The following is a 19,687-nucleotide window of genomic DNA, read 5'->3' as shown; positions in this document are numbered from 1 at the left end:
ATCCGATTTGCCGCCGCTGAAAACGGCGAGTAGATAGCCGGGCGAATGTTTCTCGATCACGCCGCCCTTATAGCCGAACTCTCCTTTATATGGCGGTCGCGAACCGCCACCGCTATTTTGCAGCGTATCGGCCATCTCGGCGGCCTTCGTGTACGCCACGCCCAGGACGTTGGACTTGTTGACGACGATCGAGCCGACGACTTGCATCCGGGAGGTCCAAGCGGAGGTTTTCTCTCCGGAAATCAGCGCGACCACGGCCACGCCGCTCATCTTGCGGCTGTCCGCCTGCTGTGTCATTTCCCCCAGCGCGACTTCCGCCGCTTGGTTGAACTTCGCGGCAATTTCGTCGGTCAACGGTGTCGCTGCACGCACGGAGGCGTTTGTAATTGGCGCCGGCCTGGCTTCGTCGCAATGGCCGGGACTGGCTTGTGCCAAGAGGCCGGCACCGGCAAGCAAGGCGAACATGAGGGAAGATTGAGTGAGTGGGATCTTCATTTTCAATGTCTCTGGTAAAGGGATACGGAATTGCCAGCAGCCTCTGACACCCTAACCCGAAGAGTGAGCACGGACAAGTCGTCGTAGCCGCTTCGCTAGCCGCCGATAGCGCCCGTCGACGACCGGCTCCTTCCGTTCGCTCACTTGGCCGACAGCAGGTCGACGGCATTCCTCGGGTCGTTCATCCGATGATTTGCAAGCTCAGCATCGCCGATGTTTCGCGTGTGCAACAACTAATTCAGAATTGCCAACTGCCCGAACTCCAATCGCCCAGAATCCGGCCCAACGATGTGTTGACCCCGAGCGATCAGGCCTGCTCGGTCCCTCGGTCCCCGGAAATGGCGTTTATGGCGATGGCAATACAGTGAACATCCGCGATCAGATCGTCGGTCGTGTTATGACCACCTTGCCTCCCTATCAAACATTATTCTTCCTGTACACGCGGGGAAGAACGAATGGTTTGCCCCTTCCGGAAATGCGATAAAGTCAACGCAGTCCGTTTGCCGATAGCGGCTCGTAGGTGCGCCGCTGGACCAGTTCTTGGCATGCCGTCTCCGCGCAATGAACGGTGCCTGCTATCGGGTTTTCGGCCAGCGACGACGGATGTTGTAGAAACAGCGATAAGGGATCGCCATGCGAAGGTTTGGACCCGAATTGGCGCTTGCAATCGTGGGCGTTGCAATCCTGACGGCGGTGCCAACATACGCGCAGGGCTTTGCCCCCTCTAATCGGTATCCAACCCCGGCATTAAGCCCGTGGTTCAATCTTTATAACAAGCAGGGCGGGCCAGTCGACAATTACAATATGTACGTCCGCCCGGATATGCAGTTGCGGAACACGCTGCAAACTCAGCAATTGGATATCCAGCGCCAATCTGCCGGCACGAGTCGTCTAGGGGAGCCAGTTTCTCAGTTGGAGGCGAATCGTGCTACGATTCAGCCTGCCGGCGCACCGGCGGGATTCCTGAATCATGGCCGCTTCTTTGGCGTCACGTCAACGATCGGCACGGGAATCGGCGGTCCGACCTCACGCGGGCACGCTGCGGCGGGTGGCCGCGGCGCGTGGTCGCTGCCATCAGCAAACGCGAACTCCGGCGGCGCGGTCGGGAGATAGTTTTTTCAGGACCATAGTGATCCGACCCCGTCGGGCTCGCTTGCCGGTCCATGCGATCCCAGTCGCGCAATCCGTCTGTTGACGGTGCCATCATCGTGTTCGCTTCAGGGTTCAAGCAGCGAAGGACTCGGTCCGACGAAGACGATCCAAACTACGGCGCCGTCGCCAATCCCACAAACAGCCGACCACGACCATGCTCGCGATGCCCAATAGGGCAACGACCCGAGATGGTTCCGGAACTGGATCGGGGGAATCGGAAGCGGTCACCGGGGAGAATTGGAATCTGAGCCCCGCGGACTCGCTGGCGCTGCCGGTGCCATCCCAAGCCAAGAGGTCAACGGTATCGCCGGCAATGACTTGGATCGTGGTTGAGTAAGGCACGAACCCGCTGCCCGAACCTAAGACCGTGCCCCCTGGGCTGTCGAGCGGCGCGGCCAATCCCGCGGTCGTGACGGTGTCCGGCTGACCCGTCTCGAAGGACGCGCTGACCACGTATTGTCCCGCGGATTGAGCGGTCCAAGTGACGAACGACGGCATGAAACCGGCCCCCAAGTTAAGTTCGTTCGATTTCCAAGTGAGCATCGAATAAACCGGGTTGGGTGCGTTGGGATCGGAGGTCAGCATGGACATCTGACCGGAGCCGGTCAAGTTGAACAGCTCGTTTTTGCCTGGGCTGACTTCATTGTTGCCAAGCAACGTCACGACGCCCGTGCTGATATACAAGCTCGACAGCGCCCCATTGCCCGAACTCGTGGCCGTGGTGTAACGACCGTAGGTCCAAATTCCATCCTCGGGCGCGCCACCGATCGTGTCAGCAGACGCGCTGCAGATGGCAACAAATAGCAGCGCCAAAACCGTCGCGCTTGTGGAAATTCGATCTATCATTCAACGCAATCGCCGTCCAAGTGGGCGTAAATCCTAGGGAGCCCCACTCCAGGCCTATAGCCGCACAGTGTCAGAGTACCGCGTAATGAACCGCGGTCAACAAGAATCTGTCCGGATTTCGCATTATCGCAGTCGGACTTCGCAAATCTGCACTTTTGACGCGCCGCAGCGCAGCTATCAGCGATGATTCTCGTTCGCGACGAGCGCGAAGACTTGCCTTGAGCTTCGAGCCCTTCGGTAGACGGACTGCACGGCAGGCAACCGTCGCCAGCCATTGGCGGAAAAATCCTGAGATGGCTCTGAACAGGCGTCTTTTTAATTGACGCTCCCCCCATTTTCGGCTACCCTCGAACGAGCGTCTCATCTGGGATTTCTCATTGTGGATCGCCCATGCCATTGAGCCGCGGGCGAGGCAATCCCTTTTCGGTTGACCTTGGATGCGGACCGTGAACGTCAGCGCTGGGGCGCGTGGCGTCGTGTCTAGCCACCGCAGTTCTCACGGTCGTTCAAGACACCGGCAATCGAATGACATGGCCCGGCTTTCAGTCCGATTTCTTCTCACGTCCCAGGCATCGCCAAGGTCGGCGCCGGCACGCCCGCTCGTTGGAGCGTGCGCGAAAACACCGATCGGCGATCGAGCAGCTTGAGTCGCGCCGCATGTTGAGTGGTCAAGGGTCAACTTCATTGCGTCCGACGTACGTAATCGAACGCAATGGCAGCGCGACGCCGCTCGCCGCGGCCGCGCCGAACGGACTCACCCCCGCCCAGCTTCGCCGCGCCTACGGCTTCGATCAAATCAGCTTGGGCGGCGTGCAAGGGGACGGCGCCGGACAGACGATCGCGATTATTGACGCTTACGATTCGCCCACGATTCAGAGCGATTTGCATAGTTTCGACGCTTACTGGACGGCCAACGGATACAACTTACCCGATCCGCCGAGTTTTACCCGTGTCGCTCAGGATGGCAGCACGAACTATCCATCGACCGATCCGGCCGGAGCGGGAAACTCGAACGGTACCTGGGAAACTGAAACCGCGCTCGACGTAGAGTGGGCGCACGTCATGGCGCCGAAGGCCAACCTTCTGCTGGTCGAGGCGAACAGCATCCTGAACTCCGATTTATTCACTGCGGCGGTCGGAGAGGCGACGAGTTGGCCCGGCCTGCCGGCCAGCGGGAATCAGCCCGCAGTCCCTCCCGTCGCCGTCGTCACGATGAGCTTTGGCATCCCCGAGTTTCCCAATGAAGGTCGCTTCGACAGCCTGTTCACGACGCCTACCGGCCACGCCGGAATGACGTTCCTCGCTTCCACCGGCGATAAAGGGCAACCCGGCGAATACCCGGCCTTTTCGCCGAACGTCGTCGCGGTCGGCGGCACGACGCTCTCGGTCGACGCCAACGGCAATCGGATTCCCCAACCTGGCGACGGCGGCACGGGCGAATCCGGCTGGAGCGGCAGCGGCGGCGGGATCAGCGGCTTCGAGTCGCAGCCGGCCTTTCAGAACGGCGTCGTGACGCAGAGCAGCACGATGCGCGAGACACCCGACGTGGCGTTCGATGCCGGTCCGAGCAGCGGCGTGTCGATTTACGATTCCTGGGATTTCGGGACGTCGACCCCCTGGCTACAACTCGGCGGCACAAGCTTGTCATCTCCTCCGTGGGCGGCGCTCGTGGCCATTGCAGACCAGGAGCGCGTGGCGGCCGGCCTGACGACGCTCGACGGGCCGACCCAAACGCTCCCGACTCTGTACTCGATGCCCGGTTCCGATTTTCACGACATTGTTACCGGCAACAATGGCTCGAGCGCCGGACCGGGATACGATCTGGTCACCGGCCGCGGTTCGCCGATCGCGCCGCTGATCGTCAACGATTTGGTCGGGCCGTTCACGGTGGCATCCAGCATTCCGGCCGGGGCTTCGATCGTCAGCGCGCCGCCGGCCGACTTCGTCATCTCGTTTGTCAGCCCCTATGCCGCCGCCAGCGTGCAGGCCGCTAGCCTTACGGTCAACGGAATCGCGGCCGATTCGTTTACCGAAACGAACGCCACAACCATCACGTTTCACTACAACGCCAGTCCAGTCACGGCCCAGGGACTTCAGACGATCTCGCTCGCTGCGGGGGCGATTTCGCGGCAGCTCGACGGCGCGCCGCTGGCACCGTTCAACGCTTCGTTCCGCTACGATGCTCTGCCGATTACCGTCGATTCGACGACGCCGGCCAACGGTTCGACGGCGATGCTCCCACTCTCCACCCTCGACGTACACTTCAACGAGGCCTACTCCCCTTCGAGCATTAGCATTGGCAATCTCTCTCTCAGCCAAGGCTCGGTCATCGGCTATTCGCTCGTCGATTCGCAGACCGTGGCGTACCAACTCACCGGAATAAACAGTGCCGGAACGCTCACGATCGCGATGGCCGCCGGCGCCGTGACCGATCTTTTCGGCAATCCCGGCCCGGCCTATTCCGGCAGCTTGCTTCTCAGCAGAGGAGCGATTCCATTTCCCACGCCGCTGGCTGTCGTCGCGCCCGCCGGATCGCTCATTTATCAAAACAGCGTCTCCGGGTCGATCGCCATCGGCGGCGTGGATACGTTCACGCTCACCCTCGCGGCCCGGCAAACGCTCACGCTCCTCGCGACACCAGCCGGCAGCTTGCAGGCACAACTCAGTTTGACGGGGCCCGGCGTTTCATCCTCGGCCTCCTCGAGTTCCGCGGGCGCCCCGGCCCTGCTGCAAACCGTCGCTATCAATACGGCCGGCACGTATTCGTTCACCGTCAGCGGCGCCAACGGCAGCGCCGGGAGCTACACACTTCAAGCCGAACTAAACGCGGCCATCTCGACAGCGATGACAGGTGGGGCGACTAACCGCACGCTCGCCACTTCTCAAAACATCGATTCGAGCTTCGTGCCGCTGGCCGGCGCGGCGCGGCGCGGCGGTCGGCGCTCTGGCCAGCGCCGTCGGGCCCGATGGCTTTGGCTATAGCGGCGTCTCCATTTCGCCGCAGTTCGACGACATCAGTCCGGCCGGGGCCTCGCCGACTCCCAATGCCCCGATCCTCGTCGGTGTGGACGACTATTATGCGCAACTCACCGCGGCAAACCTGGCCGGTTTCAATTTCAAGCTGTACGATGCCACCTACAACTCGGTTTATGTATCGAGTAATGGGACGATCAGTTTCGGCGCGGCCTTCTTCGGCTACGAAAACACCGACCTCACATCGTCTCCTTCGCCGGCAGCGATCGCTCCGCTGTGGGACGATCTCATCGTTTCCGGCGCAGCGCAGTCCGGCGTCTATTGGCAGGTGCAGGGCGCGGGGGCCAGCCAGCGATTGGTCGTGCAATGGAATCACGTCAGCTTTGCCTACGGCGCGCAAACTGGCCGGGTCACATTCGAGGCCATTCTGAACGCCGATGGCACGATCATCTTCAACTACAAAAACCTCGCGAGCGGCGATTCCGGCGCCGAGGGGGCCAGCGCCACCGTCGGCATCAAGGACGCCGGCCTGCAAGGAACCGATCGGCTGCTGGTCAACTTCAATGCGGCGTCGAGCCCCTATGTGGCCAGCGGGGCGAGCCTGGAAATCGGCCCCGGCCCGGGCATGAGCCAAACCGATTACTACGCCTACACGCTCGCCGCGGGCCAGACCGCCACGCTCGCGGTGGCGAGTCAGACCGTTGCGAACGTGAGCATCGCACTTCTCGATGCCCAGGGTCACACGCTGGCCGCCGGCATATCGCCCGGCGGCGGGAGCGGCGTCAGCTCGGCGATCGACAACTTCGTCGCTCCCTCGGCCGGAACGTATTATGCCGCCGTGACCGGCCCGCCGGCTGCGGCCTATTCCCTCGTCGTCACCTGCAACGCCGACTTCGGCCTGGAAACCGACGGCAGCTTCTCGACCGCGCAAGACATCTCGGGAACCCAAGGCGTCTTGGGCGACATCCTCGCAGCGCCCGCGGCGCCGACGGAGAATTGGTTTGCCGTCAATCTAACTGCGGGCCATGCACTCGTGTTGCAGACTTTCACACTTGGAGGCGCCGCCGCCCAATTCACCAACAACCTTATCCCGCAAATCCAGGTCTACGATCCCTCCGACGCGCTCATCGCCTCGGGGCAAGGCAGCAGCAATCATGCGCTGACTGCGGTGGCCGCCGCCACCGGCGCCTATCGAATTCGGGTGCTGGGAGTCAATTCCACGAGCGGAGAATACTTTCTGAGCACGACTTCGCCCGTGCCGATAACGAGCGCGGCGGACAGCGGGCCCGGCTCGCTGCGGCAAGCGCTGCTCGACCTGGCCGGCGCGCCGGGCCTGACGCACGCGATTCAATTCGTATTGCCGGCCGGGCCGCAAGTAATCGATCTCCTCTCGCCATTGCCTGCGCTCGCAGATCCCTTGGTCGCGCTGGCCGACGTGACGCAGAACGTGACGATCCGCTCGTCGACTGCCAGTGCCTGGGACAACTACGGCCCGCTGACCAAGCTGGGCGCCGGCACGCTGACTCTGAGCGAGGCCGGCAGTTTCAACGGCAACATCGAGATCGACGCCGGCTCGCTGCGACTGAACGGCCCCGCGACGCCGACCTTTTCCGCGGGCGCCGCTGCCATCGTCACCGCCGGCGGCACGCTCGAACTCGCCGGCGCCGTCTCCGCCCTGACCGCGGCCGTGAACATCATCAACAATAGCGCGGCGGCCGCCGGCGTTTTCGTATCGGGCGCGGGCCAAATCGCCGGCAGCATCAGCGGCACCGGTAATCTAACCATCGCCGCCGGCAGCGATCTAACGGTCAATTCCATCCAGCAAACCGCGCTCGTGATCGGCGGCACCGCCACCAGCCCAGCCACGCTGACGATCGCCGCGAGCAGCGAGCCGGGATCTGTAGGGAACGGCCTCCGCGCCGTTTCGGGGAGCGGGGAGGGAGGAGCAACGAGCCGGCCGGCGTTAGCCGCCGGAGCGGGGATCCGAGAATCGACCTCGATGGCCGCGGGTCGTTCGACGGCCGCAGCACTATCGTTAGCCGGCTCGCTCGCGAACCGTAGTGTGCCAGCGGCGCAACAGGGCAAAGAGCAGCGAATGGCGGGCCCGAGTGTAGGGAACGGCGTCTTTGCCGTTCCGTGGCGCGGAGATCGCGCACCCCTGGCATCCGGCAGTTCGCTCGCGGCGACTGACTTCACGCTATCCGCGGTAACAACGACTGCCGCCGACGTTCAGCGACAACCACTGTCTCGCCGCGACACATTCGTCACGTCGATCCCCGCCAAGCAAGCATCGTTGAAATCCGCGCGCTCCGCTCGAACCACGCCGCCGAGCGATTTCGAAGCGCGACTCCGAGACTTGCTGTTCCAAGAATTGGGAACAGGGAGCAGCAACGCTGCCACCGAATGAAGAGTGCTGAAGCAATCCGCTTGCTACGCGGCCAAGATTTTTCGGAGTCGGCGATGCCACGCCATGCCGATCAGCCCAATGGCCGCCATGCCGATGACGCCGACAAACCGGGTTCGTCTCGTCGGCAATCGCGAAACCACTGCGCTCTGGCGCGGTTTAACTGCGCGAATCTGCAGCATGCAGGGGAAGGGACAGCAGCGAGGACGGCGAGCCGGCGGGCGTTAGCCGCCGGAGACTATGATTGAGGGCAGCGGAGAGCCGATAGCAATGGTTCGCGGGCGTTAGCCGGTCGTTCGTCTTCGACCCTGCCATCGGCTCTGAGGCTCAGGCTCGAAGAGAGGCTCAAACCGAAGGGCGAACCGATGACGCCAAGACGAGCGGCGAGATTGGTCAAGAACAGCGAAACGGTTCCGAACCGTTCTCTGGCATGCTCTTAGCGGCTCACGGCCTTCCGCTTCGCGAATCGGGCAAAGCAGAGTCCGATCATGCCCATGACTCCAAGGCCAATCAACCCTGCGAGGCGAGAGGGCTCGGGAGCCACATCCGCGACATAATCTTCGCCTCCGCTGTCCTGAATTATCGCCTCGGAATACGCCACGAAAAGGCCCGTCCCCTTGGAAGACAGTTGGTCGAACGCCGCAGGATTGTATGTTGCACCGCCGCTGAGTGTGATCGCGTAGACTTGGGTAGTGTTGGCCGGAATGCCCGCCGTGCTGTTGCCGCTCCTAAGCACGAATCCGAAGTTCCCACCCGAGTCGAGACCTTCGTTTCGCGTCGCATCTTCGACAAGTTTCGTGCCGCCACCGCTTGAATAGACGACGCTGACGTTGCTCGGCGATATTGAGCTATTGAACCCCCAGGTTGTGACATTTAGATCGCCGGGGGTATTGACGCCCGCCCAACTGCCGGTTGTAAGCGTTAGCGTCGCTGTAGAAGCGCCGGGCGTGCCGGAAAACACTGCCGTAACCCAGGGCTGGCTTCCCAAGTCGTAAGGGAACGGGCGCCCCGGCGGAACAAGAACCTTGGAGAAGTTATTAAGCGTCAGAGAAGTAGCCGTCAACATATCGGCCCGGGCCGTCCCGACGACGCAAAAATTCGAGACAAGAAACGCAATCCCCGCCATCCCAATCCTTCGGCAAATCATGGCAAATCCCTGCTTCCTCGATTCATGGAGAAAACTGAATGCACTGAACTCTGCTCGGCCGGCATTCATGAGCGACTCGTCCCGCCAAAATTCATCAACCGCAGCAGTCTAATCGAGCCGTCTCCTCTGTCAAGCGATTTCCACCTCACTGCTGGCAGATTGCACAAACTCGCTGGCGAACTTCGCATCCACGCAAGACACGAGCCGAGAGCGGGAGGCAGGGAGTGGGGGATAGGAGACAATCGGAATTCGGCCTCGTTAGCCCCGTCGCTTGCGACGGGATGGCCAGGATGCTCCGCTCTCAACTCTTCGCTTTCCGCTCGATCGTTCAAGCCGTCACGGCCGGCCGGCGCAGCCGCCACGCCAAGCCGATTAGGGCCATTCCGCCGAGACCCGCCAGCGCGATGATCCTGGATGGCTCGGGAACCGCAGCCGTATCCGGCTCAAAGTCGTAGGTCGTATTCACGTCGGCGACGCCGATGGTGAAGGCATCGACGGATCCGTCCTCGGTCTCGCCATCACTGCCGAAGCCGACCCGCATCGCGATGCCGCCGAGGCCAGGGTGACTGCCCTGGGCGATCGTTGCGAGCGGGTATGCCGTCGGCGCCAGAAAGAAGGACAGGGGCTCCACGCCCGTCCCTGGAGTTGCGAGGCCATTGTTATCCCAAAATCCGCCGACTAAGGCGTTCCAACTCTGCCATTGATCCTGGACCGTAGGTCCCTGGTCGGGCAAGGCTGAATTTCCGGTGGACGGCTGCTGATACGGCGGCTCGAAAAACAGCGTGTCAGTGGAGGCGTGGTTAGGGTTAGGGTCGTTGGTATTGATCTTTATTCCAAGATACGGGAATTGCTGTCCGTTGTTGGTGACGTCGTATGTGGAATAGCTTAGTGAGGTGATTGAACTGAGGAGCGTTCCGTCGTACGAAAGAGTGGCAATCGCCGCGCCGCCGGCACCGAAGCCGACGGGGGTCGCCAGGTGCGCGCTTCCGACGCCGAGCGGCGGCGTTGCCGGGCCTGTCGCCATCGCTGCGGTGCCAAAGTAATTCCCGCTGTTGACGATATTTCCGTCGGGATCAAACGAATTCAACGTCCATCCGTTCATGTTGGACGGTGTTACGACCACCGTATCGGCCACTGCCAACCGACCAGCCAAAAGAGCCGAAAACGCAACGACCGCAGCCAAAACTCGCACTAATTGCATTACGATTATCCCTTTCAATGAAAAACGAGACACTGGCCACTCTGGCCATGAGCGCGCGAAGAATCATCCTCGCCGCCGCTTAACAACAGAGTCTAATCCGATTCTTGCCCTGGTAGCAGAATTTTCACCACCGTACCGACCCGATTGCGGAAACTCGCAGACAAACTTCGCAAATGCGAAGGCAGGGGGCAGGGGTGAGCATGGAGTGGGGGACGGGAGGCAATCGGAGTTCGGCCTCGTTAGCCCCGTCGCTTGCGACGGGATGCGACAGGCTGGGACGGGCCGATAGGAAATAGCCCAAACCTCAGCGACCTGTTGATTTAATCTCCGTCGTCGGTTGCCGCCCGGGGCGCGGGCGCTATAGTTTCGTCAGCCGCGGACCGCAATGATTCACCAGCCGACTGGAGGAGGTCGGGGATGATGCAATGGGCCAGGGCGCCGGAGTGTCGGGAGCGACAGGTTTTCTTTCCGCTGAAGCTGGATGAGGCGGTGCCGACGGAGCATTCTGTTCGGATATTCGATGAGATTCTGGGGCGCCTGGATTGGTCGACCTGGGAAGCCCAGTATCATCCCTGCTTGGGCCAGCCAAGCGAAAAACCCGCGCGGCGCAGGTCTCTCTCCGCACGCCGCGACTGCTCTAGGCTTGTGGAGAGCCGAGCAGCACGGCGTGCTGAGCCCTGCGGGCCAAGAAACAGCTTATAAGGGCGCAGCGACGTTCTCCACGAGGAGAATTGAGCGGAACCGTGGGATAACGCAGGCCACCCGCGCTTGCGGCCTGAAGGGCCGCCGGAGAGATCGTTCCAACATAGCGCTTCGCGAATTTGATGCAAGAGTTCCATCGCCCTTGCAGGGCTACGACGCAATTGGGAATCGCAATCCCAGGGTTTCGCTCGCCCGCCCTAACGGACGGTCTCGCTGCGCCCTGGGCTGGGCTCCGCCGGCCCTTCAGGCCTAGTAGTCGGGCGAGATTCAGCGGTGCATTCCAGCGCCACTAGCCGCACTTCTGCGGCTGTATTATTCTTTCGCAAGCGGGCCATCCGGCCGTAAGCGGACGGGCGAACTTCTGACCGCCAACCGCCGATCTCCGACCTCTTACTTCCGACCTCCGACTGCCTCCTGCCTACTTCCTCCAATGCTCGAAACTCCGCCGCTCAATCCGCCCGTTCGCATTCTCCTCGGCCCTGGTCCGAGCGATGTTCATCCGCGCGTGCTGGCCGCGCTCGGCACTGGCACGGTCGGGCATCTTGATCCGTACTACCTCGAATTGATGAACGGTATGCAGCGAATGCTGCGCGATGTGCTGCGGACCAAGAATGAAATGACGCTCGCGGTGAGCGGCACCGGCTCGGCCGGGATGGAAGCGGCCGTGGTGAATCTGATCGAGCCGGGCGACGCGATGCTGGTTTGCGTCAACGGTGTGTTCGGTGGGCGGATGGCGGATGTCGCCGGGCGGGCCGGCGCCAAGGTGACGCGGATCGATCGACCGTGGGGCGAGGTGTTTTCCGCTGACGAGATTCGCCGGGCCGTGGCCGAGAGCAAGCCGCGGGTGGTCGGCATCGTGATGGCGGAGACTTCCACGGGTGCCGCGCAGCCGATCGAAGATATTTCGCGAATCGTTCACGAGGCGGGGGCGCTGTTGCTCGTCGATGCCGTCACCGCGCTCGGCGGAATGCCGGTCGAAACCGATGGCTGGCAGATCGACGCGATTTATTCCGGCTCGCAGAAATGCCTGAGTTGCCCGCCAGGACTGGCGCCGCTCTCGTTCAGTCCGCGGGCGATGGAGAAAATCCGCGCGCGGAAAACGAAAGTGCAAAGCTGGTATCTCGATGTGACGCTCTTGGCTCAATACTGGGGACAGGAACGGGTCTATCATCACACGGCGCCGATCAACATGACGTACGGGATGTACGAGGCGCTCTGTCTGGTGCTCGAAGAGGGTTTAGAGGCGTGCTTCAAACGCCACGCGCAGAACCACGCGGCGCTCAAGGCCGGGCTGGCGGCGATCGGGATCGGCTTCACGGCGCAGGAAGGGCATCAGCTATCGATGCTCAACGCCGTCCGAATCCCCGAAGGGATCGACGACGCGCAGGTTCGCCGCGGGCTGCTTGAGCGGTTCGGAATTGAAATCGGCGGGGGACTCGGCGAGTTTAAAGGCAAAGTCTGGCGAATCGGGCTGATGGGGCACGGCTCGCGGCAACGCAACGTCTTGGCGCTGCTGGCGGCGCTGGAAGAATTGCTCGCCGAGCAGGGACACCGGTTCACAGCCGGCGGTTCGATAGCGGCGGCGAATCGCGCTTATGGGGGCAAAAACTGACATTGCCGCCCACTGCTAGCACTGCTATGCTAGCTGACGATTTGCCGCGAATTGCTCCCGTTTGGCTTGCGATGGCCGCGGGCGCAGGGGACAGACCCGACGGCTTCAATCCAGCAAGGAGGCGATCGCCATGCTCGTGCTATCTCGAAAAATCGGCGAGCGGATTCTGATTGGCGAGGAGATTTCGATCACGGTGGTTCGTGTCGGGCAAGGGGGCGTGAGATTGGGAATCATTGCGCCTGACGGACTGACGGTGATGCGCGAGGAGCTGTGTCTGCCCGAAGTCGGCGCGTGTACTCCCCACGCTCCGCGTGAGGACTGCAATGTTCCGCGCTAGTCGAGCTTCCTAAGAGCCTATCCGAGAACCACCTGGGCAAAGGGGACAGTCCCCGTTTTGCTCCGCGGACTGCGCAAAAAGGGGACAGTCCCCGGCGGTTCTCGGATAGGCTCTAACTTGTTTTACGGGTGCCATGGCCACTGCTCTGAGTGGCCATGTGCCAACACCGTCCATGCCCACGTCGACCCGCTGGCGGGCCCAGAGGGCGCCCCGCCCCGCGTGGGCATGGCACCCAAACATGAAGACAGCATTGTAGCTCCACTAATTCGGCCGCGCGGCGGTGCGCGGGGCCGTATCCGGCCGGCGCAGATCGAGGTCCTTGGGGCCACCCATCGGGTCATCGAGCGAGCCGTGTTGGGCGATGTACGCTTTGATCCGGAGGAGCTTTTCTTGAACGGTCGGTTCGCCGGCCGATTCGCTGCCCGGCGGCGCGCCCCAGGGAACGACGTTGCCCGCCGCGGTGATCAACTCAAAAAGGGCGGGCGCGGATGGGTCGCTGTCGGCGGCCGGTTTCGCCCAGCGAATGCGTCGCAGGCCGAGGTCTCCCCAGATCGTTTGCAGCGCTTCGGCGATCCGCGCGCCGCCGGCGACCACGGGGTCGCCCCATTTCGTACCCATCATGCCGAGCGGGGTGCTTTCGATGCCGCTGATTCGGGCGTAGGCCCGGGCCTCCAGCGGCGAAAAATCGTTGCTCGGCAACAGGACTCCTTCGCCATCGACCGCAAGCAAACCGCCGGTCACTTCCACCATCGCCACTGGGCGGCGATAGACAATCTCGACCTCGACGTGGGCCGGATGGCTTTTGCTGACCCGCTCCACTTTCGCAACCCACGGATGCAGCGAAAACGCCTGATGAATGCGCTCGACCAACCGGTCGTCGAGAATCGAAAGCGGTTCGCTGCTGAGCGAGTCGCGGATCACTTCCGCTTTTACGTCGGCGCGAATCCAGGGCGGTGCAGGCGTGATCGAGATGTCCTTCGACGTGAGGCGATAGTCGTCGCGGGCCGCCACGTGCTCGCGAACGCGCGTCCAAACAAAATGTCCGGCGGCGGCAAACCCGGCAGCGATGAGCGCCCAGACAACGAGCTTCGTACGCCCGCCGAAAGGCCGCCACGGTTTACTGCCGACCGCGCCGCCGTTCCGATCCGCATCGCGATTTCTTGCCGGTTTCATGCGACGGTCTCCCGCGTGAGGCAATCGTGAATCATCCAAGTGCAAAGCGCCGGCATCGTGATCCCAGCCCGGGCCGCCGCTTGCGGCGCCAAGCTCCGCCCCGTCAAACCGGGGACGGTGTTGACTTCGAGCACCCATGGGCGATTCGCTTCGTCGAGCATCAGATCGACGCGAACCAGGCCGCGGGTTCCAAGGGCCGCGGCGGCCTGGACTGCGATGCGCGAGAGCATCGCTTCGATCGCCGGCGCCAAGCCGCTATCGAAGCGATATTCCGTCTGAGGGCTCGAATACTTCGCGTCGAAGCTGAAAATCGAGTCCGCGGCGACGATTTCCAGAACCGGCAGCGGGCGGCGATCGAGCACCGCGACCGTAAACTCTCGCCCGCGGATGAATCGCTCGATAATCGCAAACGGATCGAAGGCAAAACTTGTGGCCAAACGCTCGCCAAGTTGCCCCGGATCGCCGGCAATGCCGACGCCGAGGCTCGATCCCTGGCTATCCGGCTTGACGACGAGCGGATATCCGATCTCTTTCGCCCGCGCGGCGCGGTTCCGCGAAGAATCGGAGACATGAACGAGCGCGTACTCCGGCGTCGGCACCCCCTCCGCCAAAAACCGCTCCTTGCTTGCCGATTTGCTCATCGCCAGCCACGAGGCGGCGGGATCGCTGCCCGTATATGGGACGTCGAACCGCTCCAGCTTACGCTGGATGCGGCCGTCTTCGCCGGCACCGCCGTGCAAGGCGATGAAGCAGGCGTCGTAGCGGTCCCAGGGGACGTTCTCCAGGTCAGTTTCTGACGGATCGACCCAGGCCGGCTCGTGCCCCGCTGTCTCCAGCGCTGAGACCACTTGCCAGCCGCTGACGATACTGATCTGCCGCTCCGAGGAATCACCCCCGGCGAGCACGACGATGCGGAGCGAGCGGAACTCCTCGATTGGATTCATGGCCATCCTCCATGACGGCTTTGCAGGGACTCGGGATTCGGGCTTCGGGACGATCGCTACTCCGGCGGCTCGTATTCAAAATCCTTCCACTTCATCGGGCGGCGGAAGGGTTCGATCCGCAGGATGACTTCGCCGTTCTGGAAGATTCGCACGGTGCCGTTCGATTCGCTCACCGCGACGGCCACTGATTTCGTCGTACGCGTGATCGCGGCGGCGGCCCAGTGCCGCGCGCCAAGGCCCTTCGAGAGCGTGATATTGGTGGCGGGGGCGTCCACATAGCGATTGGCGGCCTCGACGGTGCCATCGGGATTGACGATGAACGCCCCGTCCATTTGGGCAACTTCCTTGATCCCCTCGCGGACGCGTGGATCCGCCAGATTGCGCTCCTTGCGGTTGTATCCTTTGACTGGGTCGAATCCAGTGGGATGGCTGCAAACCAGCACGCGGCGCGTATCGCCGATGACGAACATCGTGCCGACCGGCTTTCCTTCGCGCCCCTCGCGACCGATCTCGACCGCTAGATCGACCACCGTCTTGAGCGTGTCGAGCGGCACGTGAGTTTCGAGCTGCCGCAGATCGCGGGCGGTCAGCCGTTCGAGCCGTTCGCTCAGGTTGATCACGCTGATCGAATCGATCGTGCCCGCTTCAAAGCCGCTATACATCGCCACCACGCGGGCGCCGGGGGCCAGGATTTCATCGGCCACGCTCTCCAGCAAAGCCTGAGTCAGCTTTTCGTAGACCGGGCTGTCGGCCATGCTCAAAACGACCGTTGCCAAACCGGCATCCGCGGCCCCTTCGAGCTGCTCGGCCAGGTCGGCGGCGACCAGCACTCTGCCGTCGCCGACCAGCAATTTGAGCTGCTCCCAATCGGTCGGTCCTTCCAGAAGGACCAAGAGCGCATCCGCTGCGACCAATCCGGCCAGACGACCGGCCAGATCGATGATCTTCTGGAATTGATCGGTGAGTCGCTGCGATTTCATCCGAAGCAGGGGACAGTACGAGGTCGCGAAGCGAAATGCCAACGACGGCAGAGTCGCATATTACGGACTTTTCGCAACCGCGGCAAGCGCAACGAACGCGACGCGAAGGCAACGCGCGGGCGGGCGTCGGCGAAGCCAAGATAGGCCGCGATTTAACGTGCGTTGACTGCTATTTCGATGCGGCGACCGGCGCTCGCTTTGCGACCTGGTCCTGGCTGCCGCCGGCCGCGTTGAGGACCCGCTTGTCGTAAATCGCCAGGGCGTGCAGCGCGTGGCCCAATGGTCCGACGCTCCAGTCGCGGTTCGGACTGTCATTCAACATCGTCGCGATAAAATCCACGCTCTTGACGATCCTCGGATCGCGGAGCTGGTCTTCGGGCAGGCTGTATACGAGCCATTCCAGAATGTGACCCGTGGTCTGGAGCTTGCGGGCCGGATCCGATGCGTTTGCCGGGCGATTGAACCACTCGGTGCTGAAGCTGCCGTCTGGGTTTTCGAGCGTATGGAGCGTATACCGCTGATAGTCCTGAATAAAACTTCGGGCGCGCTCGAATTCGCCGTCGATCGGCTGGCCTCGCTTGGCCCTATATAGATACGCGCTGCTCAGTCCAAACAGTCGGTGCGTTCCGCCGCAGGCGCCGTCGCGGATCGGTTGCCGAATCTCTTCTTTGATGAGCCGGGAGATCGACCACTTCTCGCCGTCGCGGTTCGTCCAGGTCTCGTCGCTCTTAAGATAATAGGAGAAGGCAATCAACTTGAATGTCAGCTCCATGTGCGAATTGCAGTCGAGCTTCTCTTCCTCGATAAGGTCGGCAACGGTGAACGACTTTCCTCCGAGTTCAAAGGGGCTCTTCGCGCTCACCTGCGACTGCGCGAGCATTCCGAGAAACTGGCCCGGATGTCCCTGCATTCCCGCCCCGACCATTCCCTGTGGTTCGCCGCGGTTAAGCACCAGGACCGGCAGGCCATTGCCGCGGCCTCCCGACAGCAGCCAACCGATGGCGTTGATCCGCTTGCCGTCCGGCCCGTCGCGGCGAATCTCCGTCGGGATTCCAAAGGCGACGATGCGGTGCATTATTTCCCATGGAGACTGCTGGGCGGTGTTCAGAAGCTTTTCGCGGTAGATCGCCGTCACCTTGTCGATCTTTGCGGAAAGCGTCTTCAATTCGGGAGTGAGCGGCGGTTTGACGCTTTCGCCATTGACGTGAACCTGATCCGCGCGCATCGAAACCGCCAGCGCCATGGTCCGGCAGAACTTGTCGGCCGAGCGGATCGGTTCGTTCGCGACGATCACGGACAGAGTTCCGTCGATCACGACCTGCCTGGCGGCGCTCGCCGCGATGATCGCCGTGTCGCGTGCGGCGACCATCAATTGCTCGATTGAGACCGTGGCCAGCGGCGCGTCGTCCGACGGCTCGCCCGCATCCGAGGATTGAAGCCGGAGCAGAACTGCCGTCAAGCCAATGCCAATCGACAGAAGAACGGTACGGTGCATGGGAGGAACAATCAATGAGGCCGTTTTAATTACCGAGTCGCTGCCGCCGGTCCGAAAGGGAAGTCGCCCCCTTTGGCTGCATTGGCAGACTCACACGATCCGCCTGTCAATCTACGCAAACTTTGCGGGTTCCTCGGCCGCCGTCCGTCCCGCGGTGGCGATGCTCGCATGGCCACGAGTAGTCATATCGGAAATATGTCCCGCCAAGTGCATCTTGCCGGAAAGACTGTTCATCCGATAGGCGCCGGTCGAGCGGAAGCTGAGAAAACTATTCCGCTTGTGCGGAATCGACGAGGGGGCGATCGCGGACGAGCGACGGCGTGGGGAATCAAGCGGTAGAAAAGATGACAAGGTGACCAGGTGACACGGTGATGTGATCGGATTCACCGTGTCGCCATTTCACCTTGTCACTCCGTCACCAAGTCCGCCCATCATTGCCGCGCCCATTCGAGAATCACCTGCCGCGCGTGCTCGGCCGTCGGGCTGCCGGCGGGTTCGTCGGGATCGGCAGTAGGCAGTTGAGCCGTGGTTTGCACTGCTTCCGGGCTGTGATGGATCAGCCCGACTCCGTTGCCGTAGACTGATCGTCCGTCGCTAACGGGCGTCGGTTCGCCGGCGTCAAAGAATCCACGGTTTGCTGTCCGCCATGATCCATCGTCGGCAGCCAGTTGCACGGCGCCGCGGGTCGCGATTGATGCACCGTCGCCGCTGGCTGCTACTGCGGTTGGCATCGGCGGCGGATTCCCGGTCGCCGCCACGAGCGGCTCTCCCCGATCGATCACAACCGAGCCGTTGCGAACGGGCGGATCATTGGAACGATCACGCCTCGATCGGGCTGGCGTGGCCTGGGAGTTTACGAACGTAATGGGTGCGTCGTTATTGTGAACAGGAACCATTTGCGGTTGATCGCGATCGGCGCTTTGCGCTCGAACGACCAGGTTGGATCCGCCGCGGCCCTTCGCTGTCGCCGAAGCCAGCAGTTCCGCCGCGCCCGGCGCCGCGTTGCGAAGCGGGCTGCCGCGCTTGATCCATTCCAGCCAGGTGTTCTGCAAGACGGCCAGATCCTTATATCCGTAATGCCGCGCGGTCGCCGCAGTCCAGTTTTCCGAAGCCATGCCGTCTTTCAAATAGGCGAGGAATTCGGGCTTCCCCTTCAGGTCGATCAAGAAGCGGGCGAGCGCATAGCCCTGGGCGTAAAGCGGCAAAATGTCCTGCGGATATTCTGTCATCATAAACATCTGGCTGAAGGCGATGCCGCGGTTGGTGCGGAGAAAGTCGATGAGCATGCGCTCCTGTTTGGACCGCTCGCTCGTGTGCTCGACGGTGGTGCAGGCCCCTTCGTCGGCCCAACGGGGCAACGGGCGGCGGAAGTAGCTTGCGAACACAGTGTGGGTCACTTCGTGCGGAAGCACTGAATCGAGAATCCGCTCTTCGGAGCCTTGAATATTCATCTGCCAGCCGAACACGTCGCCGTGGTCGAAGACAAAGCTCGTCGCGCCCCCCGCTCCAAGATTCGGAGCGACCTGGGCATGAATCGGGCAGGGTTGGGGCCAATTGGGCAGGGCCGAGCCGAGCCAATCCATCGCCAATTCGTTGCGATATTGCTCGGCAGCGCGGCCGATTTTCTCGGCCAGGTCGGGCGTCGGCGCATCGACGACAAAATTCGTGGTTCGGTATCCGGCCCCCAACGACGCGAGAACGGCCGCCAGAACGGCAGCCCGCACAAGACGAGCTTCCATGCTCACACTCCCAAAACGCAACGACTGGGTTTTCTAAGGACTGGATCCATCCAGTCCGAAATCGAACGACCGGCGGAAGCAAATGGCGGGCCGCGACTGCCGTCGCGCTCGCCACACACGGCCTCTCCGCCGCACAACCTCAACGCGCCGCGACGATTGGAAACTGTTTGCGGGAAAGTCCCACTCGCACGGTCGAGGGTTGTAAAGTTTGCAAATCTTACCGGAAGCGTGGCGGATTTACCTATACCGCTTTTGAGCCGGACGAAACGGTGCAATTCACGGGAATTTGCGTGCTGGCGCCGGCGCGTCGCCGCATGCGGCAAACTGCACAAGGGCTGTCTACTTTTTTTCCACTCTGATAAAGGTGCGTATTATTTCGATGAGTTTACGGAGTCTGTTTTTCATGGCGGTTTCACCTTGTTATCTGTCCCCGCAGGGGATTTGCTGGAAGATCTCCAGCAGATTCCCGATCCTCGCGGGCTTCAGG

General features: G+C 62.2%; 15 protein-coding genes. 6 read left to right on the top strand and 9 right to left on the bottom strand.

All coding sequences use genetic code 11. The features are described from left to right. Positions 1-495, bottom strand: a 495-nt coding sequence (locus VGY55_04205; GenBank protein HEV2969169.1) for a hypothetical protein, incomplete at its 3' end; no start/stop codon positions are given. A 633-nt stretch (positions 496-1,128) separates the two neighbouring features. On the opposite strand from VGY55_04205, the gene VGY55_04200 reads away from it, so the two are divergent. Beyond that, positions 1,129-1,608 (top strand): hypothetical protein, encoded by a 480-nt coding sequence (locus VGY55_04200; protein HEV2969168.1) that lies wholly within the window; start codon positions 1,129-1,131, stop codon positions 1,606-1,608. Positions 1,609-1,719: 111 nt separating this feature from the next. Here the strand turns inward: VGY55_04200 and VGY55_04195 are convergent, their stop codons facing one another. Further along, positions 1,720-2,493, bottom strand: a complete 774-nt coding sequence (locus tag VGY55_04195) for a hypothetical protein (GenBank protein HEV2969167.1) — start codon at positions 2,491-2,493, stop codon at positions 1,720-1,722. A 684-nt stretch (positions 2,494-3,177) separates the two neighbouring features. Here VGY55_04195 and VGY55_04190 point away from each other — a divergent pair. Beyond that, positions 3,178-5,475: an Ig-like domain-containing protein gene (locus tag VGY55_04190; protein ID HEV2969166.1), complete on the top strand. Its 2,298-nt coding sequence runs from the start codon at positions 3,178-3,180 to the stop codon at positions 5,473-5,475. Positions 5,476-6,091: 616 nt separating this feature from the next. Further along, positions 6,092-7,873 (top strand): pre-peptidase C-terminal domain-containing protein, encoded by a 1,782-nt coding sequence (locus VGY55_04185; protein HEV2969165.1) that lies wholly within the window; start codon positions 6,092-6,094, stop codon positions 7,871-7,873. A gap of 433 nt (positions 7,874-8,306) precedes the next feature. On the opposite strand, the gene VGY55_04180 is transcribed toward VGY55_04185, so the two are convergent. Both VGY55_04180 and VGY55_04175 read right to left on the bottom strand, forming a co-directional pair. Continuing rightward, positions 8,307-9,017, bottom strand: coding sequence for a hypothetical protein (locus VGY55_04180; GenBank protein ID HEV2969164.1), 711 nt, complete (start codon positions 9,015-9,017; stop codon positions 8,307-8,309). A gap of 328 nt (positions 9,018-9,345) precedes the next feature. Further along, complete coding sequence (locus VGY55_04175) at positions 9,346-10,218, bottom strand: hypothetical protein (GenBank protein ID HEV2969163.1); 873 nt, start codon at positions 10,216-10,218, stop codon at positions 9,346-9,348. Positions 10,219-11,350: 1,132 nt separating this feature from the next. Between VGY55_04175 and VGY55_04170 the strand changes: the two genes are divergently transcribed. Together VGY55_04170 and VGY55_04165 are read left to right on the top strand one after the other, a co-directional pair. Further along, on the top strand, positions 11,351-12,532 hold the full coding sequence (locus tag VGY55_04170) for an alanine--glyoxylate aminotransferase family protein (protein ID HEV2969162.1): 1,182 nt from the start codon (positions 11,351-11,353) through the stop codon (positions 12,530-12,532). A gap of 130 nt (positions 12,533-12,662) precedes the next feature. Then, a complete protein-coding gene (locus VGY55_04165; GenBank protein HEV2969161.1) occupies positions 12,663-12,869 on the top strand; it encodes a carbon storage regulator in 207 nt (68 codons plus the stop codon). A gap of 261 nt (positions 12,870-13,130) precedes the next feature. Here the strand turns inward: VGY55_04165 and VGY55_04160 are convergent, their stop codons facing one another. From VGY55_04160 to VGY55_04140, 5 genes are all read right to left on the bottom strand, one after another. Next, positions 13,131-14,042 carry a hypothetical protein gene (locus VGY55_04160; protein ID HEV2969160.1) on the bottom strand — a complete coding sequence of 304 codons (912 nt, stop codon included), beginning with the start codon at positions 14,040-14,042 and terminating at the stop codon, positions 13,131-13,133. Then, complete coding sequence (locus VGY55_04155; protein ID HEV2969159.1) at positions 14,039-14,986, bottom strand: D-alanine--D-alanine ligase; 948 nt, start codon at positions 14,984-14,986, stop codon at positions 14,039-14,041. The genes VGY55_04160 and VGY55_04155 overlap by 4 nt, the downstream gene beginning before the upstream one ends. Before the next feature lie 56 nt (positions 14,987-15,042). Next, a complete protein-coding gene (locus VGY55_04150) occupies positions 15,043-15,966 on the bottom strand; it encodes a DNA integrity scanning protein DisA nucleotide-binding domain protein (GenBank protein HEV2969158.1) in 924 nt (307 codons plus the stop codon). A gap of 169 nt (positions 15,967-16,135) precedes the next feature. After that, complete coding sequence (locus tag VGY55_04145) at positions 16,136-17,461, bottom strand: hypothetical protein (GenBank protein HEV2969157.1); 1,326 nt, start codon at positions 17,459-17,461, stop codon at positions 16,136-16,138. A gap of 431 nt (positions 17,462-17,892) precedes the next feature. After that, entirely contained in the window at positions 17,893-19,200 is a 1,308-nt protein-coding gene (locus VGY55_04140; protein HEV2969156.1) for a hypothetical protein, read from the bottom strand. A gap of 228 nt (positions 19,201-19,428) precedes the next feature. Here VGY55_04140 and VGY55_04135 point away from each other — a divergent pair. Then, positions 19,429-19,687: hypothetical protein (locus tag VGY55_04135; protein HEV2969155.1), on the top strand; the 259-nt coding region annotated here is incomplete at its 3' end.

It is taken from the genome of Pirellulales bacterium, from assembly GCA_035939775.1.
Classification (GTDB): domain Bacteria; phylum Planctomycetota; class Planctomycetia; order Pirellulales; family DATAWG01; genus DASZFO01.
The sequence above is the reverse complement of the archived record's forward strand: the minus strand, read 5'-3'. Positions and strand labels throughout refer to the sequence as shown.

Coding starts and splice junctions, on each gene's coding strand:
- VGY55_04200 (HEV2969168.1), top strand. CDS start 1,129: ATGCGAAGGTTTGGACCCGAATTGGCGCTTGCAATCGTGGGCGTTGCA.
- VGY55_04195 (HEV2969167.1), bottom strand. CDS start 2,493: ATGATAGATCGAATTTCCACAAGCGCGACGGTTTTGGCGCTGCTATTT.
- VGY55_04185 (HEV2969165.1), top strand. CDS start 6,092: ATGAGCCAAACCGATTACTACGCCTACACGCTCGCCGCGGGCCAGACC.
- VGY55_04180 (HEV2969164.1), bottom strand. CDS start 9,017: ATGATTTGCCGAAGGATTGGGATGGCGGGGATTGCGTTTCTTGTCTCG.
- VGY55_04175 (HEV2969163.1), bottom strand. CDS start 10,218: ATGCAATTAGTGCGAGTTTTGGCTGCGGTCGTTGCGTTTTCGGCTCTT.
- VGY55_04170 (HEV2969162.1), top strand. CDS start 11,351: ATGCTCGAAACTCCGCCGCTCAATCCGCCCGTTCGCATTCTCCTCGGC.
- VGY55_04165 (HEV2969161.1), top strand. CDS start 12,663: ATGCTCGTGCTATCTCGAAAAATCGGCGAGCGGATTCTGATTGGCGAG.
- VGY55_04160 (HEV2969160.1), bottom strand. CDS start 14,042: ATGAAACCGGCAAGAAATCGCGATGCGGATCGGAACGGCGGCGCGGTC.
- VGY55_04155 (HEV2969159.1), bottom strand. CDS start 14,986: ATGAATCCAATCGAGGAGTTCCGCTCGCTCCGCATCGTCGTGCTCGCC.
- VGY55_04150 (HEV2969158.1), bottom strand. CDS start 15,966: ATGAAATCGCAGCGACTCACCGATCAATTCCAGAAGATCATCGATCTG.
- VGY55_04145 (HEV2969157.1), bottom strand. CDS start 17,461: ATGCACCGTACCGTTCTTCTGTCGATTGGCATTGGCTTGACGGCAGTT.
- VGY55_04140 (HEV2969156.1), bottom strand. CDS start 19,200: ATGGAAGCTCGTCTTGTGCGGGCTGCCGTTCTGGCGGCCGTTCTCGCG.